General features: G+C 42.1%; 22 protein-coding genes and 2 pseudogenes. 16 read left to right on the forward strand and 8 right to left on the reverse strand.

Going from position 1 to position 17,338, the window contains the following annotated elements; all coding sequences use genetic code 11:
• Positions 1-3 precede the first annotated feature (3 nt).
• Positions 4-750 (forward strand): IS21-like element helper ATPase IstB, encoded by a 747-nt coding sequence (gene istB, locus ACRQ5D_RS04800; protein ID WP_091171809.1) that lies wholly within the window; start codon positions 4-6, stop codon positions 748-750.
• 64 nt (positions 751-814) lie between these two features.
• Here istB and ACRQ5D_RS04805 read toward each other — a convergent pair whose 3' ends face one another.
• Entirely contained in the window at positions 815-1,480 is a 666-nt protein-coding gene (locus ACRQ5D_RS04805; RefSeq protein ID WP_256337494.1) for a reverse transcriptase domain-containing protein, read from the reverse strand.
• Positions 1,481-2,363: 883 nt separating this feature from the next.
• On the opposite strand from ACRQ5D_RS04805, the gene ACRQ5D_RS04810 reads away from it, so the two are divergent.
• Positions 2,364-2,639 (forward strand): hypothetical protein, encoded by a 276-nt coding sequence (locus tag ACRQ5D_RS04810; RefSeq protein ID WP_176844527.1) that lies wholly within the window; start codon positions 2,364-2,366, stop codon positions 2,637-2,639.
• A 946-nt stretch (positions 2,640-3,585) separates the two neighbouring features.
• Here the strand turns inward: ACRQ5D_RS04810 and ACRQ5D_RS04815 are convergent.
• From ACRQ5D_RS04815 to hxlB, 3 genes are all read right to left on the reverse strand, one after another.
• Positions 3,586-4,593 (reverse strand): hypothetical protein, encoded by a 1,008-nt coding sequence (locus ACRQ5D_RS04815; protein WP_432328502.1) that lies wholly within the window; start codon positions 4,591-4,593, stop codon positions 3,586-3,588.
• A gap of 173 nt (positions 4,594-4,766) precedes the next feature.
• A complete protein-coding gene (gene hxlA, locus ACRQ5D_RS04820; RefSeq protein ID WP_091171798.1) occupies positions 4,767-5,399 on the reverse strand; it encodes a 3-hexulose-6-phosphate synthase in 633 nt (210 codons plus the stop codon).
• A 44-nt stretch (positions 5,400-5,443) separates the two neighbouring features.
• Complete coding sequence (gene hxlB / locus ACRQ5D_RS04825; protein ID WP_091171796.1) at positions 5,444-6,034, reverse strand: 6-phospho-3-hexuloisomerase; 591 nt, start codon at positions 6,032-6,034, stop codon at positions 5,444-5,446.
• Positions 6,035-6,235: 201 nt separating this feature from the next.
• On the opposite strand from hxlB, the gene ACRQ5D_RS04830 reads away from it, so the two are divergent.
• The 12 genes and pseudogenes from ACRQ5D_RS04830 to ACRQ5D_RS04885 all read left to right on the forward strand — a co-directional run bounded on the left by ACRQ5D_RS04830 (position 6,236) and on the right by ACRQ5D_RS04885 (position 13,724).
• Positions 6,236-7,099 (forward strand): AraC family transcriptional regulator, encoded by an 864-nt coding sequence (locus ACRQ5D_RS04830; RefSeq protein WP_091171792.1) that lies wholly within the window; start codon positions 6,236-6,238, stop codon positions 7,097-7,099.
• A 16-nt stretch (positions 7,100-7,115) separates the two neighbouring features.
• On the forward strand, positions 7,116-7,715 hold the full coding sequence (locus ACRQ5D_RS04835; protein ID WP_256337493.1) for a Crp/Fnr family transcriptional regulator: 600 nt from the start codon (positions 7,116-7,118) through the stop codon (positions 7,713-7,715).
• Between the two features lie 92 nt (positions 7,716-7,807).
• Positions 7,808-8,401 (forward strand): PPC domain-containing DNA-binding protein, encoded by a 594-nt coding sequence (locus tag ACRQ5D_RS04840; protein WP_091171789.1) that lies wholly within the window; start codon positions 7,808-7,810, stop codon positions 8,399-8,401.
• A gap of 35 nt (positions 8,402-8,436) precedes the next feature.
• Positions 8,437-9,093, forward strand: a complete 657-nt coding sequence (locus ACRQ5D_RS04845) for an alpha/beta fold hydrolase (protein WP_432328503.1) — start codon at positions 8,437-8,439, stop codon at positions 9,091-9,093.
• 64 nt (positions 9,094-9,157) lie between these two features.
• Positions 9,158-9,322, forward strand: a complete 165-nt coding sequence (locus ACRQ5D_RS04850; RefSeq protein WP_432328504.1) for a hypothetical protein — start codon at positions 9,158-9,160, stop codon at positions 9,320-9,322.
• 49 nt (positions 9,323-9,371) lie between these two features.
• Positions 9,372-9,758: a nuclear transport factor 2 family protein gene (locus tag ACRQ5D_RS04855; RefSeq protein WP_091171785.1), complete on the forward strand. Its 387-nt coding sequence runs from the start codon at positions 9,372-9,374 to the stop codon at positions 9,756-9,758.
• Positions 9,759-9,780: 22 nt separating this feature from the next.
• Positions 9,781-10,749 carry a zinc-binding alcohol dehydrogenase family protein gene (locus ACRQ5D_RS04860; protein ID WP_091171784.1) on the forward strand — a complete coding sequence of 323 codons (969 nt, stop codon included), beginning with the start codon at positions 9,781-9,783 and terminating at the stop codon, positions 10,747-10,749.
• A gap of 14 nt (positions 10,750-10,763) precedes the next feature.
• Positions 10,764-11,447 (forward strand): hypothetical protein, encoded by a 684-nt coding sequence (locus ACRQ5D_RS04865; protein ID WP_218134482.1) that lies wholly within the window; start codon positions 10,764-10,766, stop codon positions 11,445-11,447.
• Between the two features lie 39 nt (positions 11,448-11,486).
• Positions 11,487-11,633: an L-histidine N(alpha)-methyltransferase gene (locus ACRQ5D_RS04870; RefSeq protein ID WP_432328505.1), complete on the forward strand. Its 147-nt coding sequence runs from the start codon at positions 11,487-11,489 to the stop codon at positions 11,631-11,633.
• Position 11,634: 1 nt separating this feature from the next.
• Positions 11,635-12,428: pseudogene (locus ACRQ5D_RS04875) on the forward strand (L-histidine N(alpha)-methyltransferase).
• A gap of 59 nt (positions 12,429-12,487) precedes the next feature.
• Complete coding sequence (locus tag ACRQ5D_RS04880; protein ID WP_091171778.1) at positions 12,488-13,162, forward strand: SDR family NAD(P)-dependent oxidoreductase; 675 nt, start codon at positions 12,488-12,490, stop codon at positions 13,160-13,162.
• Positions 13,163-13,466: 304 nt separating this feature from the next.
• A complete protein-coding gene (locus ACRQ5D_RS04885) occupies positions 13,467-13,724 on the forward strand; it encodes a response regulator (protein WP_431200950.1) in 258 nt (85 codons plus the stop codon).
• A gap of 143 nt (positions 13,725-13,867) precedes the next feature.
• Here ACRQ5D_RS04885 and ACRQ5D_RS04890 read toward each other — a convergent pair whose 3' ends face one another.
• From ACRQ5D_RS04890 to panB, 4 genes and pseudogenes are all read right to left on the reverse strand, one after another.
• Positions 13,868-14,818 (reverse strand): NAD(P)/FAD-dependent oxidoreductase, encoded by a 951-nt coding sequence (locus ACRQ5D_RS04890; RefSeq protein WP_432328506.1) that lies wholly within the window; start codon positions 14,816-14,818, stop codon positions 13,868-13,870.
• A gap of 65 nt (positions 14,819-14,883) precedes the next feature.
• Positions 14,884-15,051, reverse strand: a complete 168-nt coding sequence (locus ACRQ5D_RS04895) for an FAD-dependent oxidoreductase (protein ID WP_431199165.1) — start codon at positions 15,049-15,051, stop codon at positions 14,884-14,886.
• A gap of 11 nt (positions 15,052-15,062) precedes the next feature.
• The gene (locus tag ACRQ5D_RS04900) at positions 15,063-15,434 is read right to left on the reverse strand and encodes an aspartate 1-decarboxylase (protein ID WP_432329709.1); all 372 of its coding nucleotides are present in this window, start codon (positions 15,432-15,434) and stop codon (positions 15,063-15,065) included.
• A pseudogene (panB, locus tag ACRQ5D_RS04905) lies at positions 15,435-16,249 on the reverse strand (3-methyl-2-oxobutanoate hydroxymethyltransferase).
• 190 nt (positions 16,250-16,439) lie between these two features.
• Between panB and ACRQ5D_RS04910 the strand changes: the two are divergent.
• Positions 16,440-16,820, forward strand: a complete 381-nt coding sequence (locus ACRQ5D_RS04910) for a hypothetical protein (RefSeq protein ID WP_431199166.1) — start codon at positions 16,440-16,442, stop codon at positions 16,818-16,820.
• A 218-nt stretch (positions 16,821-17,038) separates the two neighbouring features.
• Positions 17,039-17,311 (forward strand): helix-turn-helix domain-containing protein, encoded by a 273-nt coding sequence (locus ACRQ5D_RS04915; protein WP_432328507.1) that lies wholly within the window; start codon positions 17,039-17,041, stop codon positions 17,309-17,311.
• Positions 17,312-17,338 lie beyond the last annotated feature (27 nt).

Consider the following 17,338-nt stretch of genomic DNA (forward strand, 5'->3'; position numbering starts at 1 on the left):
AACATGAATACAAGCACCTTAGACAAACTGCGGAAGATGAAGTTCTTCGGCATGTTCCATGCCTTTAAAAGCAGCATGGAAACCGGTAAAACGAATGATTATACAGCGGACGAACTGTTGGCCCACCTGGTAGAAGCCGAATGGGATGACCGGCAAAACAGGCGTATCGAACGCACGATCCTTTATGCCAAGTTCCGCTATAAAGCGGCTATAGAAGACGTTCATTATCATGCCGACCGAAGCATCGACCGCAACCAGATCATGCGCCTGGCGGACTGTACGTTTATTGACCGCTTCGAGAACCTGCTGATCACTGGCAGCACAGGTATCGGTAAAAGCTACGTGGCTTCTGCTATAGGCCACCAGGCCTGCATATTGGGTTACCGGGTATTATATACCAGTACGCCCAAACTGTTCGCTAAACTGAAGATGGCAAAGGCAGATGGCTCTTATATCAAGGAGATCGCCAAACTCGAACGGCAGCAACTACTGATACTGGATGACTTCGGTATACAGCCTTTTGATGCACAAAGCAGAGCTGCCCTGATGGAGATCATTGAGGACCGGCATGGAAAGACATCGCTGATCATCACCTCACAATTGCCGGTCAGTAAATGGTTTGAAGTAATTGGTGAAAAAACGATTGCTGATGCGATCCTGGACAGGATCGTTCATGATGCACACCGTATCGAACTGAAGGGAGAATCTATGAGAAGAAAACGTAGTGTTGAACCGGAAAACAGCCACTAATGGAATTACCTTTTAAATAACTACTTTTGTACATGCTTTTATAGCATTTGCTGCAACTCAAAAGTCAGCTAACCCGGTGGTCAATTTGGCCCGGAACAGGGTGGTCAACATCTCCATAACATACAATATATTGTTCAATATACTTGTCCAACTGGTCAAGATATATGTTCGCGAGTATGGGACTGATTAGCCCGCCTTGGGGTGTCCCGCTAAACGTTTTATGAAATGTCCAGTCTTCAATATATCCTGCGTTTAGAAACTTTCGGATGAGGCGCAGGAAACGCTCATCACTGATCCTTTTTCTAAGGACTTCGATCAAAACGTTGTGTTGGATATTATCAAAGAACCCTTTGATGTCGCCCTCAATGAACCACTTAGCGCCGGTGAACCGGTTCTGGACCTGCATTAATGCAGTATGGCAGCTTCTGCTTGGCCGGAAACCATGAGAACCGTTTTCAAACTGACCCTCAAATATGGCTTCCAGTAGCATTCGGATGACCTCTTGTACCAGTTTGTCATCTACAGATGGGATACCCAATGGCCTTTTTTTACCATTTTTCTTGGGGATGTAGACCCGCTTGGCCGGTTGAGGTTGATAAGTTTCGTCTTTGAGTGCGCCTATGAGTTTGTCGATACGGGTTAAACTCATGCTATCAATGGTGGTACCGTCAGTACCTGGCGTCATGTTCCCTACTTTGGCATTGATACGTTGATAGGCAGCATAGTACATTTCCTGATTGAACAGTACCCGATAAAGCCTTTCAAACTTATACTCCGAGGATCGACAGTGTTTCCATAGACTGCCTAATATTATTGCCGGATGTCTCAATGTCTCTCACATTTTCCATTAGTAATGTTAGGCGATACCGCTGTTCCCCTTCGCCATGTACAAGGCTTTCCCTTGCCCGGACTACTATGGAAACTCCGTTGCCATGTCGGATATTCATGAGCCAGAAGCTTAATAGCCACGCCAGTGGCGCTCCGATTTAGGCAATCCCCGTTTAGCACTTTGATAACATAGCGTAATAGATTGCCGGATACGATTTCCGTCCTTTTCTGCTGATTGCAGCTGTGCTGTAACTTGTTCCTGCCGTCATGGCTGCGAGGGTGTCATGTCGGTGTAACAGAATGACGATTCAGCTATCTTACGCCACTGATGCGAGGCCCCCACTTGGACTATCGTTGAACCAGTTTGGGTTTTATCCTTATATCTATTGTTTCATCTCCGCATTCAGTCGCAAGTTTAATAGCTACCTGACTTATACGTTTACCGACATGCTTCTTCTCCGTTATTGGTTTCCCTCAAGGATAGGTCGGTTGATGATGGGCTTTGGAACACATGCCCAATACTTGCTAAAGTATATTTATCAAAGCGCCTTTACGGGCGCACCTCGCATTTCTCGAAAACGTTTAACGTTGCGGCCTTGATGGACATTCTTTGGTGTGTCGGTAGTATTCATAAGTTAGTATGTAGAGTATGCTCAAAATTAAAAAAAATAACAAAATGTGCCGCTTTATCTAATATAGAAATAATGAACGGTGAAATATGCAGGGCGAAAATATAAGTTAGAAAATGGTTGATTAGGGTATACAAGTCGCCAAAAGCCCATATATTGACCGATCAAGAGAAGGTCATTGTCCAGAAAGCTTTCGTGCTGCTTCCGCCGCTTCATCAGCGCACATTGAAAATTCACCTCAAAAGTATCAGCGTTCTCGATGATATGCCCAATACAGCACTGACGGTAACGCTCAATTCCCGCGATTCTAGTAGGAAATATCACATTGCCATAAGGGCAGCCATTCTCAAACCGAGTATATCAGAATGGTTGACGGAGAAAGAGACGAGCTGTTTTGATACGACAGGCGGGAAATTTAACATCGCCGTTTGACGGCGGATCTATGAATGCCCTGGTGTACGTATTGCTACATGAGTCTACGCATGTGGTAGATGGAGCCTTGGGAATCACGCCTGGCGGTCTTTCTCCGGGGGAGCTAAAAAAGCCGTTAGCAACAATCCTTTTACATCCGGAGTTTGGGAGGAGCGAGCTACATTTGAAAGCAAGTACAGGGAACTCTTCTAAATAGTACACGGTTTAAAAGAGGAAAGATCATAGCGATTAAAGACGCGCCGCTTGTTTACCAGGCGCTTGATCACACATCATTCGTATCTCTTTATGGAACAGCCAGCTGGCATGAAGACCTGGCAGAACTCCTGACTTTATACCATCTTACAAAGAAGATTGGGCAACCTTTTGCGATCCATATCATCGACGCTGGCCAAAAAGAAATTTATAAGCGGGAGCCGCTGCAATCACTTTTGGTACAAAAAAGGTTTAAAACTATGAGGCGTTTTTATTTGCGATATTAGGATCCACACCTTTGCAGAAATATGCGAGATAACTTTTTTACCCAAAGTTTATTTTGACTCTTTCGGTACTGAGATTAATAAAAGAGGCTGCATCAAAACTTATCATCTTTACTAACAACGGGCATGCCGGCAAAGAAATGACTTCGTGTGTACATCAGCATATTTGAAAGCCCCTATTAATACACGGTGAAAAATTGCCTCCTACCTTAATATTTCGCCATCTTATTTCTGTGATTTATTAAAAGCGAAAATTCTATATTAGCTACAGTAGTTTTTAGAAGCCATTTTAATTTAGTCTTTAGCTTGGTTGCTGATGCGACCTAATCAATTGAACTTCTCCATCTACTGTAGCTGATTGGTATCTAGGGTGCTTTTTTATTTAGTAAATAGTCCTGCCCCAATATTTGAACCTAACGTGCCTGGCTTAATTTGTAAATAATTACGACTCGTCTGATCTTGATCTATTTCTATCTTTCCAGTCTTTTTAATAATGACATCATTCCCGAATTTAACTTTAGACGGGTCGGCTTTTTCCCCGAAATCCTTTGCACCACCACCTTTTTTACCAGTTCATTATAACCGATGATCATAGAGTTATTTACCTTAAATGCATTTTTTCCATCCTTATTAAGGATCCAGAATATATTGGTACCGCTTACTACGTTATTGTAGTATTTAAAATCCTCTGCTGCAGACCATGACCATACAGCACCGCCATAATTATCAATGATTAGGTTATGATGCATTTCACATCTTTCAGCAGGTTTATTAGACAAGAAAAAAACTACAGCATCCTTTACTTTATAAAATACACAATGATCCACAACTACACCCTGCCCACTTGCTAATATGGCAAGGTGATTAGGAATAGCAACACGGTCACCTACAAATAAGCATTGGGTGATCCTGAGGTCGTCAAGGTCAAGCCCTTCTCTTACGATGGGATAATTTCTTTTAACATCGCCTATTTTTGGGGTTTCATGCACGGGTGTTCCTAAAACCCGCAATCCCTGGATGGTCACATAGCTCATTTCGATTTGTATACCATACGAAGTTCCCGGATCAGGCTCGCCCATCGGCTTAAAATTCAGCGGCATGGTTGAAATGATCACGGGCATTTTACCTGGGTTCCAGTCTGCATCGTCTGGTAAAGACTCCGCGCGGATAGTAAGCCTTTCGGATTTGCTAAAATGCCAGTTATACGGATGAAAGGTAACCGTAGCATCCAGTCCGTAGATACCTTCGGCCAAAATTACGTTAAGCGCGCCTTTGCCATTTGCATCATTAATTCTTCTGGCTGCTTCAAAGAGCGTTTTTAGCGGATTGTCTTTTGATCCGGCATTATGGTCGCTGCCTTTTTCGGGGTTAATAAATAGGTATCCATCGGCTGGAAGGGTAGCGATTTTCTGCGCTGAAGATACCGAATAGGTAAATACCAGGATGGCTGCGATGAAGTGGTGTAATTTTATTTTCATTTTTAAATCTAAAATGATTGCTTCAATCACAACAATGAACAAGGTTAAGAAATACACTTAACATAGTTTAAGTTATCGACAAACGCTAACTTTTATAAACATGTCCCCCGAAGAACGGGGCACACGTTTTAATGATAACCAATGTTCCTGCTAATTGATGGAAAGCTAAAATATTACGCAGCTTCAATCGCTTCGCGTAATGCTTTTGCTGCAGCAGCAGGATCCTCTGCACCATAGATGGCTGCACCAGCAACCGCTACCTGAGCGCCGGCTTTAATAACAGCCGCGATGTTTTTCAGGTTCACACCACCTGCTATCGAAACGGGTACACCGGCTCTCGCTGCTTCGTCGATGAGTAACTGTATTGAATAACCTGCTGTCCACTGCTCGTCTAATCCGGCGTGCAGTTCAACAAATTCAACACCTAATTCAGTTACTTCCTGGGCACGTTTTACGCGGTCAGGATAACCGATGGTATCTACTACTACACCTTTACCATGAGCTTTAGCCGCTTTAACAGCGCCAATAATGGTCGCATTTCCGGCAGCGCCCATAACGGTAATCAGGTCGGCGCCTGCTGTGAAAGCGATGTCAGCTTCCAACTCACCTGCATCAGCTGTTTTTAGATCAGCAAAAACTAATTTATCAGGATGTGCCTGCTTCATTGCAGTGATCACGGTTGAACCCATGTTTTTGATCAGGGGAGTACCTAGTTCAATAATGTCTACATACGGTGCAACTTTTGCTGCAAGCGCTAATGCTTCCTCTGTTGTCAATAAGTCTATTGCTACTTGTAATTTTGCCATTGTGTTATTAATTAGTTTAAAAAAATGATATGATTAATTATTAGTTATTCCATGTTCGCGTGACGCTTCCAAAGCTCTTCGGCAGGTGTTCCGTATAACTTCCATAATTCCGTAAATATTGCATCTCCTAGTAACAGCACAGCCTGTTCAAAAAGGCTTCCCGCGTATTGTATTGATTTAGCGCCGTTATGATCTTTCTTTTCTGCTGCCGGTATCAGCATGTGAACATCTGCCAACCCGGCCAGCGAAGAGGATACGTTAGTGGTCATTGCTATTACACGCGCACCCACTTGTTTAGCTTTTTGGGCGGCTTTAACGATAGTGCTCGTTGTACCTGATCCAGAGGCGGCCCACAAGAGATCTCCTTTTTGAATAGCTGGGGTGGTAGTTTCGCCGACAAAATAAACCCGTAACCCCAGATGCATCAGGCGCATAGCGACCGAACGCATGGCAAAGCCGGAGCGGCCCGAAGCGATCAGGAAGATGGCAGATGCCTTGTTGATATTCCTGATCAGTTCTCCGAAATAATGGTAATCGATTGCCTCTGCCAGCAGCGAGTTCTCCTGAATGATCTTTACCAAATGTGCTTTGATTGCAGCACCGTTGTTTCTATTAGATTGGTTTGTTGATTCCATTTTAGTCGTTTAATTCTTCGGCAAAAGTATCGTCTGTACTAACGGAATTGGTTATACAAATAGCCAGATTGGGTGGACTATCTGGAAATAAGATCAGCTGAAAGTCATTAAGATTCGTCAATGGTGTCTCTATTTCTGAATAGTCCACCCAAATTATCTGATTGTCCACCATCTTAATGTCGTAGTACATATCTTTACATTATGACAAGTGATATAAAGGAAAGTCGCCTGGAAAGTGAGATGATCTACATCAGGAATTTAAATAACTGCCCGCCGAGTTATTTGAATGATCCCGGGAGAAAAGACTTTTTCGAGATCGTATGGTTGAAAAATGAAGACCCATTGCACGCCTTAAAAGCCAATGATTTTGAGGTCAAAGGAGACTGGATCTACCTGATCCCGCCTTACCGTGTACATCAGCTAAACAAGGCGGGAAAAAACGGAGAATTGATATCTTTTAAAAGAGAGATACTGGAGGAAGAAGACAAGGAGTTTTTACTTGATATTTTCAAAATATTTAATGTGCAGGGTGAATTTTCCTGCCTAAGATTGGATAAAGCTGCAGCAGATGACCTTGGCGGCATTTACAATTTATTAATCGGTGAATATCAAAAATCATCGGGGGACCTGATGATACTGAAAACTTTGCTGAAAGTGTTTTTGTTGAAACTGATCAAAGTTAGAGAAGAGGAGTTCACTACACACGATATTCACCAGAAAAGGGTTTATGAGTTTCTGATGTTGCTGGAAGGGAATTATCTGCAGGTCAGAAATATTGACTTTTATGCCGGCAAACTGGATATCAGCTCCAAGCGGTTAAACCAGATCCTTAAAGAAAAATTGAACAAAACCGGAACACAGATCATTCATGACCGTATCATACTGGAAGCCAAAAGGCTGATCATACACAGCGCGCATACGATCAAAGAAATATCTTTTGAACTTGGATTTTCTGACCGTCCCTATTTCAGCAGGTTTTTTAAGAAACAAACAGCGCAAACGCCTGATGAATTTCAGAAACAAGCTCGAAAACATTTGAAATTAAAAGCTAATACACTAATTTAACCGTAAACTACTGAACGTGAATACCCAAAACTTACCCGTTGCGGCATTAATAAAATTCTTCGAACAATACTTTCCGCTTAATATGGCAGAACGTAAAGAGGTGGCGGCCAGGTTTACCGAACGTAGTGTCAAACGACGAGGTTTTATCTTGCAGCAAGGCGATGTAGCTAAATATTTTACCTTTGTGGTGTCCGGTTGTTTCAGGCAATACGTGATCGATGAAACTGGTAAGGAATATAACTTACAATTTGCTATCGAGAATGACTGGATCACCGATCTGTGCAGTTTTTATTCGGAAACGGCAAGTAATACTTACGTCGAGGCGCTGGAACCATCCGTGATATTGCAGATCAAACATGAAGACTTATTATATCTATATACGCATTATCATAAGTTCGACCGCAATTTTCGAATTATCGTAGAAAAGAAATATATTGATCTCCAGAACCGGGTAATGCAGAACATTAGTGTCACCGCAGAAAACAGGTATTCAAATTTTATGACCCGGTATCCCAATCTGGCCTACCGTTTACCTAATATTCAAATAGCATCTTACCTGGGTATTACACCGGAATTCCTGAGCAAAGTGCGGAAGAAGATTGTTCGCCCGGCCTGATTCTTAAACTTGTTTAAGATTATTTCTTAACTAAGTTTATTGGCCGGTGAACGCTATCCTGCTCACCTTTGCATCGTTAAACAACGAGAACGATGAAAGGATCAGAAATCATAACAATTTCCAAAAAGATCAGAAACGGAGCCTTAACGGTAGTCTTTGTTTTAGGCGCAGCTTTTGCAGCAAGTGCGCAGGAATATGTATCATTAACCAACCCGGCAAAACCCGGCAGAGCTCCTGGTGCAAAAGTAAAGCTTTTAAGTATGAACGGGGAAACCAGGACTTATCTATTGGTGCTGGCGACAGGTGATGAAGTAACTTCGGGTATAGAAGAGTTCGCTCAAAAATATCAGGTAAAGAATGCGCACTATACCGCATTTGGCGATGCCACCTCGGCCAAATTTGGCTGGTTTGATAAAGATCGCAAAATGTTTAAACTGGCAAATGTCAGTGAACCTTCAGAAGTGACTGGTTTAGTGGGCGACATCTCACTATATAATGGTAAACCTTTCGCCCATTCCCACGCCAGTGTAGCAACAAGTGACGGCATTTGTCACGGAGGCCATTTGCTGGAATTAAATGTAGGGCCAACATTTGAATTCTACATCACTGTTGAACCTACCGCAGTTTATAAAAAAATCAGTCCGGAGTTTAATGCATTGGTCGTAGATCCAGATCTCGAAAAATAGTAATGCTAAATGGGATATCTTAAATAAATTATAAAATGAAATTATTCATTAAAAGATCAGGGATGATGGTTGTCATTATTTCGCTGATATGTTCGCTGGTAACAAATGCTCAGGATCTGAAACACCTGAGAAGTTTTATGCAATCCGCTCCGACACCTGCCGGTGCAATTCCTTATGGAAATAATCTTAAAGCGGGCCACTATCTGAACACAGGTAATGCCCGTGTCTATTACGAACTTTACGGTAAGGGCAAGCCCTTTGTGATTTTGCACGGCGGAGTTTTTGGCTCTACCTATGAAATGGGAAGGTTCATAGATAGTCTTTCTAAAAACTACCAGGTGATTGCCATTTCGACGCGTGGTCATGGAAAATCGGAAATGGGAACCACTGAACCCACCTATGAGCAGAAGGCCAATGATGTGAATGCCATTGTGAGCGCCGTTACAAAAGACAGCGCTATTGTTTTAGGATTCAGTGATGGTGGTTATACCGGCTATTATCTTGCTGGCCTCTTCCCGGATAAGGTGAAGAAGTTGATCACTATCGGCGCAGGAGAATGGCTGAAAGGAGCACGACCATTTAACATCACCCGTAAAGATGCTTTTGGACTGGATAGCCTGTACTGGAAACAGCAGCTGGCCTTAAATCCTCATCCGGAGAAATTCGACGAGATGGCTGGTATCGATCAATAAATATTATAATAATGTCAATATCAGTAAAGAAGTATTTGCCAAAGTCCATTGCCCGGTGTTGCTGATGGCAGGTGAACTCGATCAGAATGCAACGCTAAAAACGGTGATTGCAGCATATTATATGTTTCCGCAAGTACAACTGGCCATCATACCGAACGCCCCTCATCCTGCCTTTCAAGTGAATTTTCCATCAGTATGGGCTGATATAGTTCCTTTCCTGCAGCAATAATAGGTGTGTTAAATTATAAATTGGTATAACATTTAAATTTTAAGGACATATGAACACAACAAACGAACAACAAGCCGCAGTGCAATTGCTTCATTGCTATGCCGAAGTATTAAACGAGGCAGATAGCCCATCGATTTCTTCTTTCTACGCTTTTGATGGCTTATTTATGCCGGATGGTTTTAAGACATTGACGAAAAAGGATCTGGATGCGGCAGGCGGCAAGTTTCTGAAGGGTAGAAATTTTAAGATTAACTACAATATACAAAATGTGACCGTAGGAAATGAATTTGCATTTATTGATGCCACCGCCAGGTCTATAACCACCAGCAGTGGCGGCAAAGAGATAAGCAAGAACAGCAGGGACTTTTTCGTGTTAAGGAAAGATGGTACAGCTTGGAAGATCTATAGGTACCTGTTCAATAAATTACGGGATTAATATTCTATAACCAGCCAAAATCATGAAAGCAGCATTAATTTACCACCCGGGTGGCCCGGAAAATTTCGTTTTGGAGGATATCAATGTACCAAGGCCGAAAGAAGGTTGGGTATTGGTTAAAGTCAAGGCTTTCGGCCTTAACAGGTCAGAACTAATGACCCGGAAAGGCTATTCACCTGACGTTGTTTTTCCGCGGGTGCTGGGTATTGAATGTGTTGGCGAAGTGGCAGATGATCCTTCAGCGGAATTTAAACCGGGACAAAAAGTATCCGCCTTTATGGGTGGTATGGGTAGGCTTTTCAACGGCAGTTATGCGGAATATGCTTTATTGCCCAAGTCCGTACTCAGATCATTTGAAAGTGAGCTTCCCTGGGAACAGTTGGGTGCCATGCCTGAAATGTTTCAAACGGTATACGGGTCATTGCATCTTTCTCTGAAAGTCCAGCCGGGAGAAACCATTTTGATCCGCGGCGGTACATCTTCCATAGGTATGCTGGCCACCCAACTTGCAAAAAACAGTGGCCTAACGGTGATAGCGACAACGAGAAACCCGGACAAAAAAGAAATGCTGCTAAAAAACCGGGCGGATCATGTTTTGATTGAAGACGGTAATTTAACGGCCCAGATTAATGATATTTTTCCTGCTGGCGTAAATAAAGTTTTAGAATTGGTTGGCACATCTACACTTAGAGACTCCCTCAGCTGCGCAGCTCCGGGTGGCATCGTTTGTATGGCGGGTATGCTGGCAGAGCAATGGTCATTTAAAGAATTCGCACCTATGGATTATATCCCGGCAACAGTTAGCCTGACCGTTTATGACAGCGGGCAGATTAGGGTTGACGCACATAATTTTCAAAATTTCATAAGTGATGTGGAAGCAGGGAAAGTTAAACTCCCTATAGGGCGTATATTTAAACTGAATGAAATAGCGTTGGCACATCAGATGATGGATAGTAATGCCGCAGGAGGTAAAATCGTAGTTCTTATTTAAGCTCTGAAAACTAAATGAAGAATTATATTTTTTTACTGATCATATATGGCTATTTGTCACTTTCTTCAACAATGCAGGCGCAAAACATTCGCCTCGACGCGAAAAGTCACAAACCTGTGCAGGTATCCATGTCATTTCAGATCATCGACGGGAGGAAAGTTATGAGGGTTACTAAAGACTCTTCTGTAAAAACGGTCGATCAACCAACTTTTGTGAAATTGGACAGTGTTAATTTCAAGAATGGTGTAATAGAAGTCAAGGTGTTGAGTCGGTTACTGCCCACGGCTCAAAAAGACAATCGGGGATTTATTGGTTTGGCATTCCACATCAAAGATGACAATTCCCGCTTCGAAGCAATATATATCAGGCCTACTAACGGCCGTGCTGATGATCAGATCCGCAGAAATCATACGGTACAATACTTCTCCTATCCTGACTTTCCATACTCGAGATTAAGAAAAGAAAGTCCTGAACAATACGAAACCTATGCAGATATGGGTTTAAATGAATGGATAAAGTTAAAAATAAGTGTAGTTGGAAATAAAGCCCGACTTTATATTAATGACAGCAAATTTCCGGCATTTGTAGTCAATGATCTAAAGCTGAGAAGTGATCAACCAGGTGGGATCGGATTATGGGTAGACGTGGGTACGGAAGGATTTTTTCGTGACTTAAGAGTATTACCAGCAGACAAATAAATATGAAGACAGAACTTATCTGATTTACCTGAAATAGGTGTGTCAAGCCTGTTTGAACAAGATGTTTTAGATGGCCTGATGCAAATGCCCAAAAGGCTGCAATCCAAATATTTTTATGATGAAACAGGCGATATTCTTTTCCAGCAGATCATGGCCTGCCCGGAATATTACCTGACGAGATTGTGAATTGGAAGTTTTCAGCAAACAGTCATCAGCATTAGCAGAGAGGATCTGCCGGCCGGGTCAATCCTTTGACCTGATAGAACTTGGTGCGGGCGACGCGACAAAATCGGAATACTTGCTGGATTTTCTGGTACGATCAAATGTAGATTTTAAGTATCTGCCCATCGATATATCAGATAATATATTGCAGGAATTAAAGGCAAGGTTTAACAAATCTTTACCCCAATTAGTTGTACAACCATTGGCCGGAGAATATTTTGAAATGCTTAAGGTTGCAACTCAGGAAAGTGCAAACCGGAAAGTCATCTTTTTTTAGGTGCAAACATTGGAAATATGGATAAGGACCAAGCTATTGACTTTTGTCACACGCTTCGCAGTAACTTATCTCCAGGCGACTTGCTACTGATCGGGTTTGACCTGAAGAAACATCCCCGCATCATTTTGAACGCTTATGATGACCAGGGGAAAATAACGTCAAAATTCAATCTTAATTTACTGGCCAGGATCAATCGCGAACTTGACAGCGATTTTGATTTGGAACGTTTTGAACACTACCAGACATATGATCCGGAAACCGGGGCCAGTAAAAGTTATCTCGTGAGTCTGCAAGAACAGCATATTAGCATTAAGGGGCAAATTGTTGCTTTCGCCATAAATGAAACGATTTACATGGAAGTATCGCAGAAATACAGTATTGAAGAAATTGCTGTTATAGCTCAACGCTGCGGTTTTCGGGCTGGTGGGTACTGGATAGATTCAAAAGGCTGGTTTGCGGATGTTTGCTGGGAAGTAGTATAAAAATCATACAACGATTTCAACCCATTTGGAGTTGAAATAAACTATATAAAATAAATAAAATGACTAATTCAATTAAAAAAGTGCTGGTTACCGGTGCAAGCAATGGGATCGGTTTCGATCTTACAAAAAAATTATTGGCCGAAGGTGCTGAAGTAATAGCGGTTACACGTACAGGAAAAGTTGGTGAATACAGCCACCCTAATCTCAAAGTTTATCAGGGAGATATCAGTAATGCAGAAAGCATTGAAAAAGTTGCTCAACAATTAGAAGAAGCGGGCATTAAGCTGGATGTACTGGTTAACAATGCAGGCGTCGGGCTTGATCTTGGTGACGAAGTTCCGACTGCGGATCTTTTGAATGCCACCTTTGCCACCAATACTACAGGTACAGTTTTGTTTACGGAAGCTTTGTTAAACAGCTTAAATGACGGCGGTCAGATCGTATTTTTATCTACTGCAATGGCTTTGCTACGCAATGCTGCGCCGAATGCGCCGGCATACCGCATGTCAAAGGCGGCTTTGAATATGTACGCAGTTATGCTAAGCCAAAGGCTTGCTGAAAGAAAAATCAGGGTAACTCCACTTCATCCGGGCTGGGTACAAACCAGGATGGGTGGTGATACTGCACCTGTTACAGTCGAGAGATCAGTAAACGGGATTTTTAAAGCGATTACAGAAAATACTGAAACTGGTAAATTCTGGAATATTGAACTGGATACGCTCGAAGATTATTAACTGCACTGGTTTAATAACGCAACCTTTTCAAGATCGAGCTAAACGTTTAACATATTATCGCAAAATGGCGGGCATTTGGAATGACCGCCATTTTGCATATCAAGTAGTAATCTCTTAAAAAATGGTTTAATCCAGCTATTTCATTAAAGAAAACCTTATTCTAAATTTTTACGCTATTAATATTTATGCAAAGAAAAAAATTCTTTTTATTGATGAGGAATTGCTTTCTTTGGTCAAGTTCATTTTTCAAGAAGAAAATATTGATGTGATAACATTTTCGTCGTCGTTATAACCACTTGAGATTATCTCATTAAAGCCCAATCTTATCTTACTTGATGAGTGGCTGAATGGAGTAAAAGGAAGTCAGATCTGTCAAGATTTAAGAAACATCGATCCTTGCCATACACTCCCTATCGTGCTGATATCTGCTGTATTCCAACTGCCAGCCGTTGCAGCGAAATGCCGTGCAGATGCTTTTATCGCCAAACCATTTGACATAGATGAATTAGTAAGAATTGTTAAATCTCTTATCCGGACACCATTCAGGGAAATTAATCAGTGATCGCCTTGTCTAGTCGTAATACATTAAAGGGACCTCAAACTTAATAGTCCGTATCCTTTTTGGCAGGTCTGATGATCATCCGTAAATATTGATCCTTTGAAATATAAGCTGCGCTCCAGTTTGTCAGCGTTTTTAACTTGTTTCTAAAGTTGACCAACGATAATAAGTGGACGAGATAACCACATTAACCATGCAAAAAAGCCCTGAAAATGAAGAACCGGTTTTGGTAGATCTGTGACAGCTTTATTCCTGCCGATGATGGCCATTGATCCTTTATCATGATATCGGAAAGGTTTAAGCGGCCGACCTTTTTGTTCTGCGTGAATATTATTAGCAAGATTTACTCCCTGCTGTATGGCGACCTGAGCCAATTGCGGGTGCCCGTTTGGGAAACTTTTATCCAGCGTCTGCAGGCATCCGTCACCTATCGCAAATATATTAGCTGAGCCTTTTACTTTATTACAGGCATCCACCAGCAGCCGTTTACCGCGTCCGTAAAACTCAGTTGGCAGGCCGGCAAAGATCTGGCCAGTCACCCCGGCAGTCCAGATGAGGTTTTTAGTTTCTATACTTGAACCATCGCCAAGCAATACGCTTTCTCCGTCATAGTCTTTTACCAATTGATTTAAGCTAACAATCGCACCTAATGATTTCAGCGATTTCAACGCGTAGTCCTGGGATTTTTTCGTCATCGGTGCCAGCAGGGTAGGTAAACCGTCCAATACATAAATATCAAACGGGAGGGTTGCCAGTTCAGGATAGTCTTTTTTGAAAACATTCTGTTTTAATTCAGAGAGCATACCCGCGATCTCAACACCTGTAGGTCCGCCACCCGCTATAACCACACTGGTTAGCCTCTTTTGTTCCAACGGATCATTGGAATAGGCAGCCTGCTCGAAACGGGTTAGTAAAGTGTTTTTTAACAATAGCGCATCAGCCACTGTTTTCATAGGCAAGGCATATTTCCGGACGTTTTCGTTTCCAAAGAAATTACTCTCTGTACCTGTAGCTAATACCAATTTGGTGTAGCGCAATGCTCCCGACGTTAACAAGACCAAGTTCTCATCTGGTTTGATCTCCAGTAGTTCGCCCATGCGGAAAGTGAAATTGGGATGATCTCTGAACAACCTCCGGTATGGGTAACTGATATTGGATACGTCTAAAAAGCCGGTAGCAATCTGGTACAATAACGGGGGAAGAAGTTGTAATTATTCCGGTCGACTAAGGTAACGTGCAGGTTCTTATCGTTTTTCAAAAGAGTTTGAGCGACATTAATGCCGGCAAATCCGCCGCCGATAATGACGATATTATTTCCATATGGTGTCATGATAATTTAAATTAATGGTGTGGTTGTGGAAAATCTATGAATGGAACAATGATGATCGGGTAAACAGCAGGAACATGACCGGTAAGCCATCTGGCATAACTCAAAATATTGATGTGGTCGCCGGCATGGACAAGTCTCGTTGCCGGGCCGCAGAGAAAACAAGCATGGCTGCCTTTGCCCGCCTTAAGCACATAAGTTTCAAAACTTGCCCCGTTATTATGATTAAAGATCAATACCTTTTCATTCTCCGATATTTTTGCAGCCTCTAAAATTTCTTCGTCAAGCAACAGGTAATCTTCGCCGTTAGGATATACCTTGCTGATACGGATATGTTGTATTTCAGATTTGAGGATAGATGACAGAAAGATCCATGATATAAATATTTAGTATTGTTCCTTATCACTGGGAATTTTTCGGGATTTAACGTCTGAAACATAGGCATTGGTTGCGTTGGAAATCTGGCTATACAGGTCTAAATACCTGCGCAGGAACCGCGGGGAAAAATCCTTGGAGATGCCTAACAGGTCATGCATCACAAGCACCTGTCCGTCAACATGTTTTCCTGCGCCTATACCGATAATGGGTATGGATAAAGTTTCCGCTACTTTTTTCCTAAAGTCGCCGGGATCTTTTCCAGCACGATACTAAAACAGCCGGCATCCTGCAAGACCTGCGCATTGCGTAATAGTGTTTTTGCCTCGCTCTCTTCTTTAGCACGAACCGTATAACTGCCAAATTTGTAAATAGACTGAGGGGTGAGCCCAAGATGCCCCATCACCGGTATACCCGCTTGAATAAGCCGGGTGACCGATTCAATAATTTCCTCTCCACCCTCTAATTTAAGCGCATGAGCACCGGCTTCCTTCATGAGTCGTATGCCTGAACTAAGCGCTTGTTTGCTGTCGCCCTGGTAAGTACCGAACGGAAGGTCTGTAATGACCATAGCTCTTTTAACCGCTCTGGCTACGCTTTGCGTATGATAGATCATGTGATCAAGCGTAATTGGCAAGGTCGTATCGTAGCCGGCCATAACGTTGGCAGCCGAATCGCCGACCAGCAGAGCATCAATTCCTGCCTCATCAAAGATCCGGGCCATGGAAAAATCATACGCGGTCAGCATACTAATCTTTTCTCCAGCATTTTTCATGTCCTGAAGAACTTTACTGGTAATTTTGGTACTTGTTAATTGAACTGACATTCTTATCGTTTTTGCTGTAGAAATCGGATCAAACCATTGCCGATTTTTATTAATGCAATATTACAGCTCAGCTAAATACCTCTTTTGTCGTTATGGCTTGATAATTTGTTTATATAGCGTGTGGTAAAAAGCTTGCTTTAAGAAGTTCAAATACAAAAACTTTTAGATTCTATATTGTAATTTCACATTAATGAAGGAAATTAAGACCTTTTCGCTTTCAAGACATAGTCGCCTTTTCGCAGTACCGGATACGAGCAAGGAATATTTGTTTATCCAAGCTGCCGGGCATCCCTATCTGGAAGAACCCTACCGGGCTGAGAGCTATGCCATAGCTTACCTGAAAGAAGGAAATATTTTTTTACAAGCAGGCCTTAACAACTACGAAATTAATGCGCCTTGTATCATTACGCTCGGGCCTTCCGTCATTCGCAGTTTTCGTAAAAGGAGCGAACTTTTAAAAATGGATATCATATTTTTCAAAGACACCTTTTTGCTGGAAAAACATGCCGATATTCTTTTTTTAATAACTACATTTTTTTCGAAAACGCAGATTTGCATACACTTAGCTTAAATGATGTATATCACGTTAAATTCCGTAGTTTTTTTGAGCTCATTCTTTTAACCCAGTCGACGGCTAACTACCACCAAGCCCAAATTATCCGTAACCTTGTTTTCGCCGTTATATACGAAATTGACGCGCATCATCGGCAACATAGCACAATTCTTCCCTCTTCACTAACCGGTTATACGCTTTTTTCGAGATTTAAACAATTGCTCAATCGCAATTTTATGCATGAGCGTAAACTGGAATTTTATGCCGACCATCTTCATGTGATGCCAAAGTCACTTTCTGCCGCGATTAAAAAACATACTGGCAGATCTGCCGGCAAATGGATCGACGAAACGATTGCCCTTGAAGCTAAAGTGCTGCTACAAAACCAAACGCTTACGGTCTCTCAGATCAGTGGAATTCTTAATTTTTCAAATCAATCCGTGTTCAGCAAGTTTTTCAGTGCTAATACTGGCATGTCACCTGTGGCTTATCGTAAAAAGCTCCTATAAAGTGTTACAATTTAAAAAGTCACCATT

This window comes from Mucilaginibacter sp. P25 (genome assembly GCF_050859465.1).
In the GTDB taxonomy this organism is placed as follows: domain Bacteria; phylum Bacteroidota; class Bacteroidia; order Sphingobacteriales; family Sphingobacteriaceae; genus Mucilaginibacter; species Mucilaginibacter gossypii.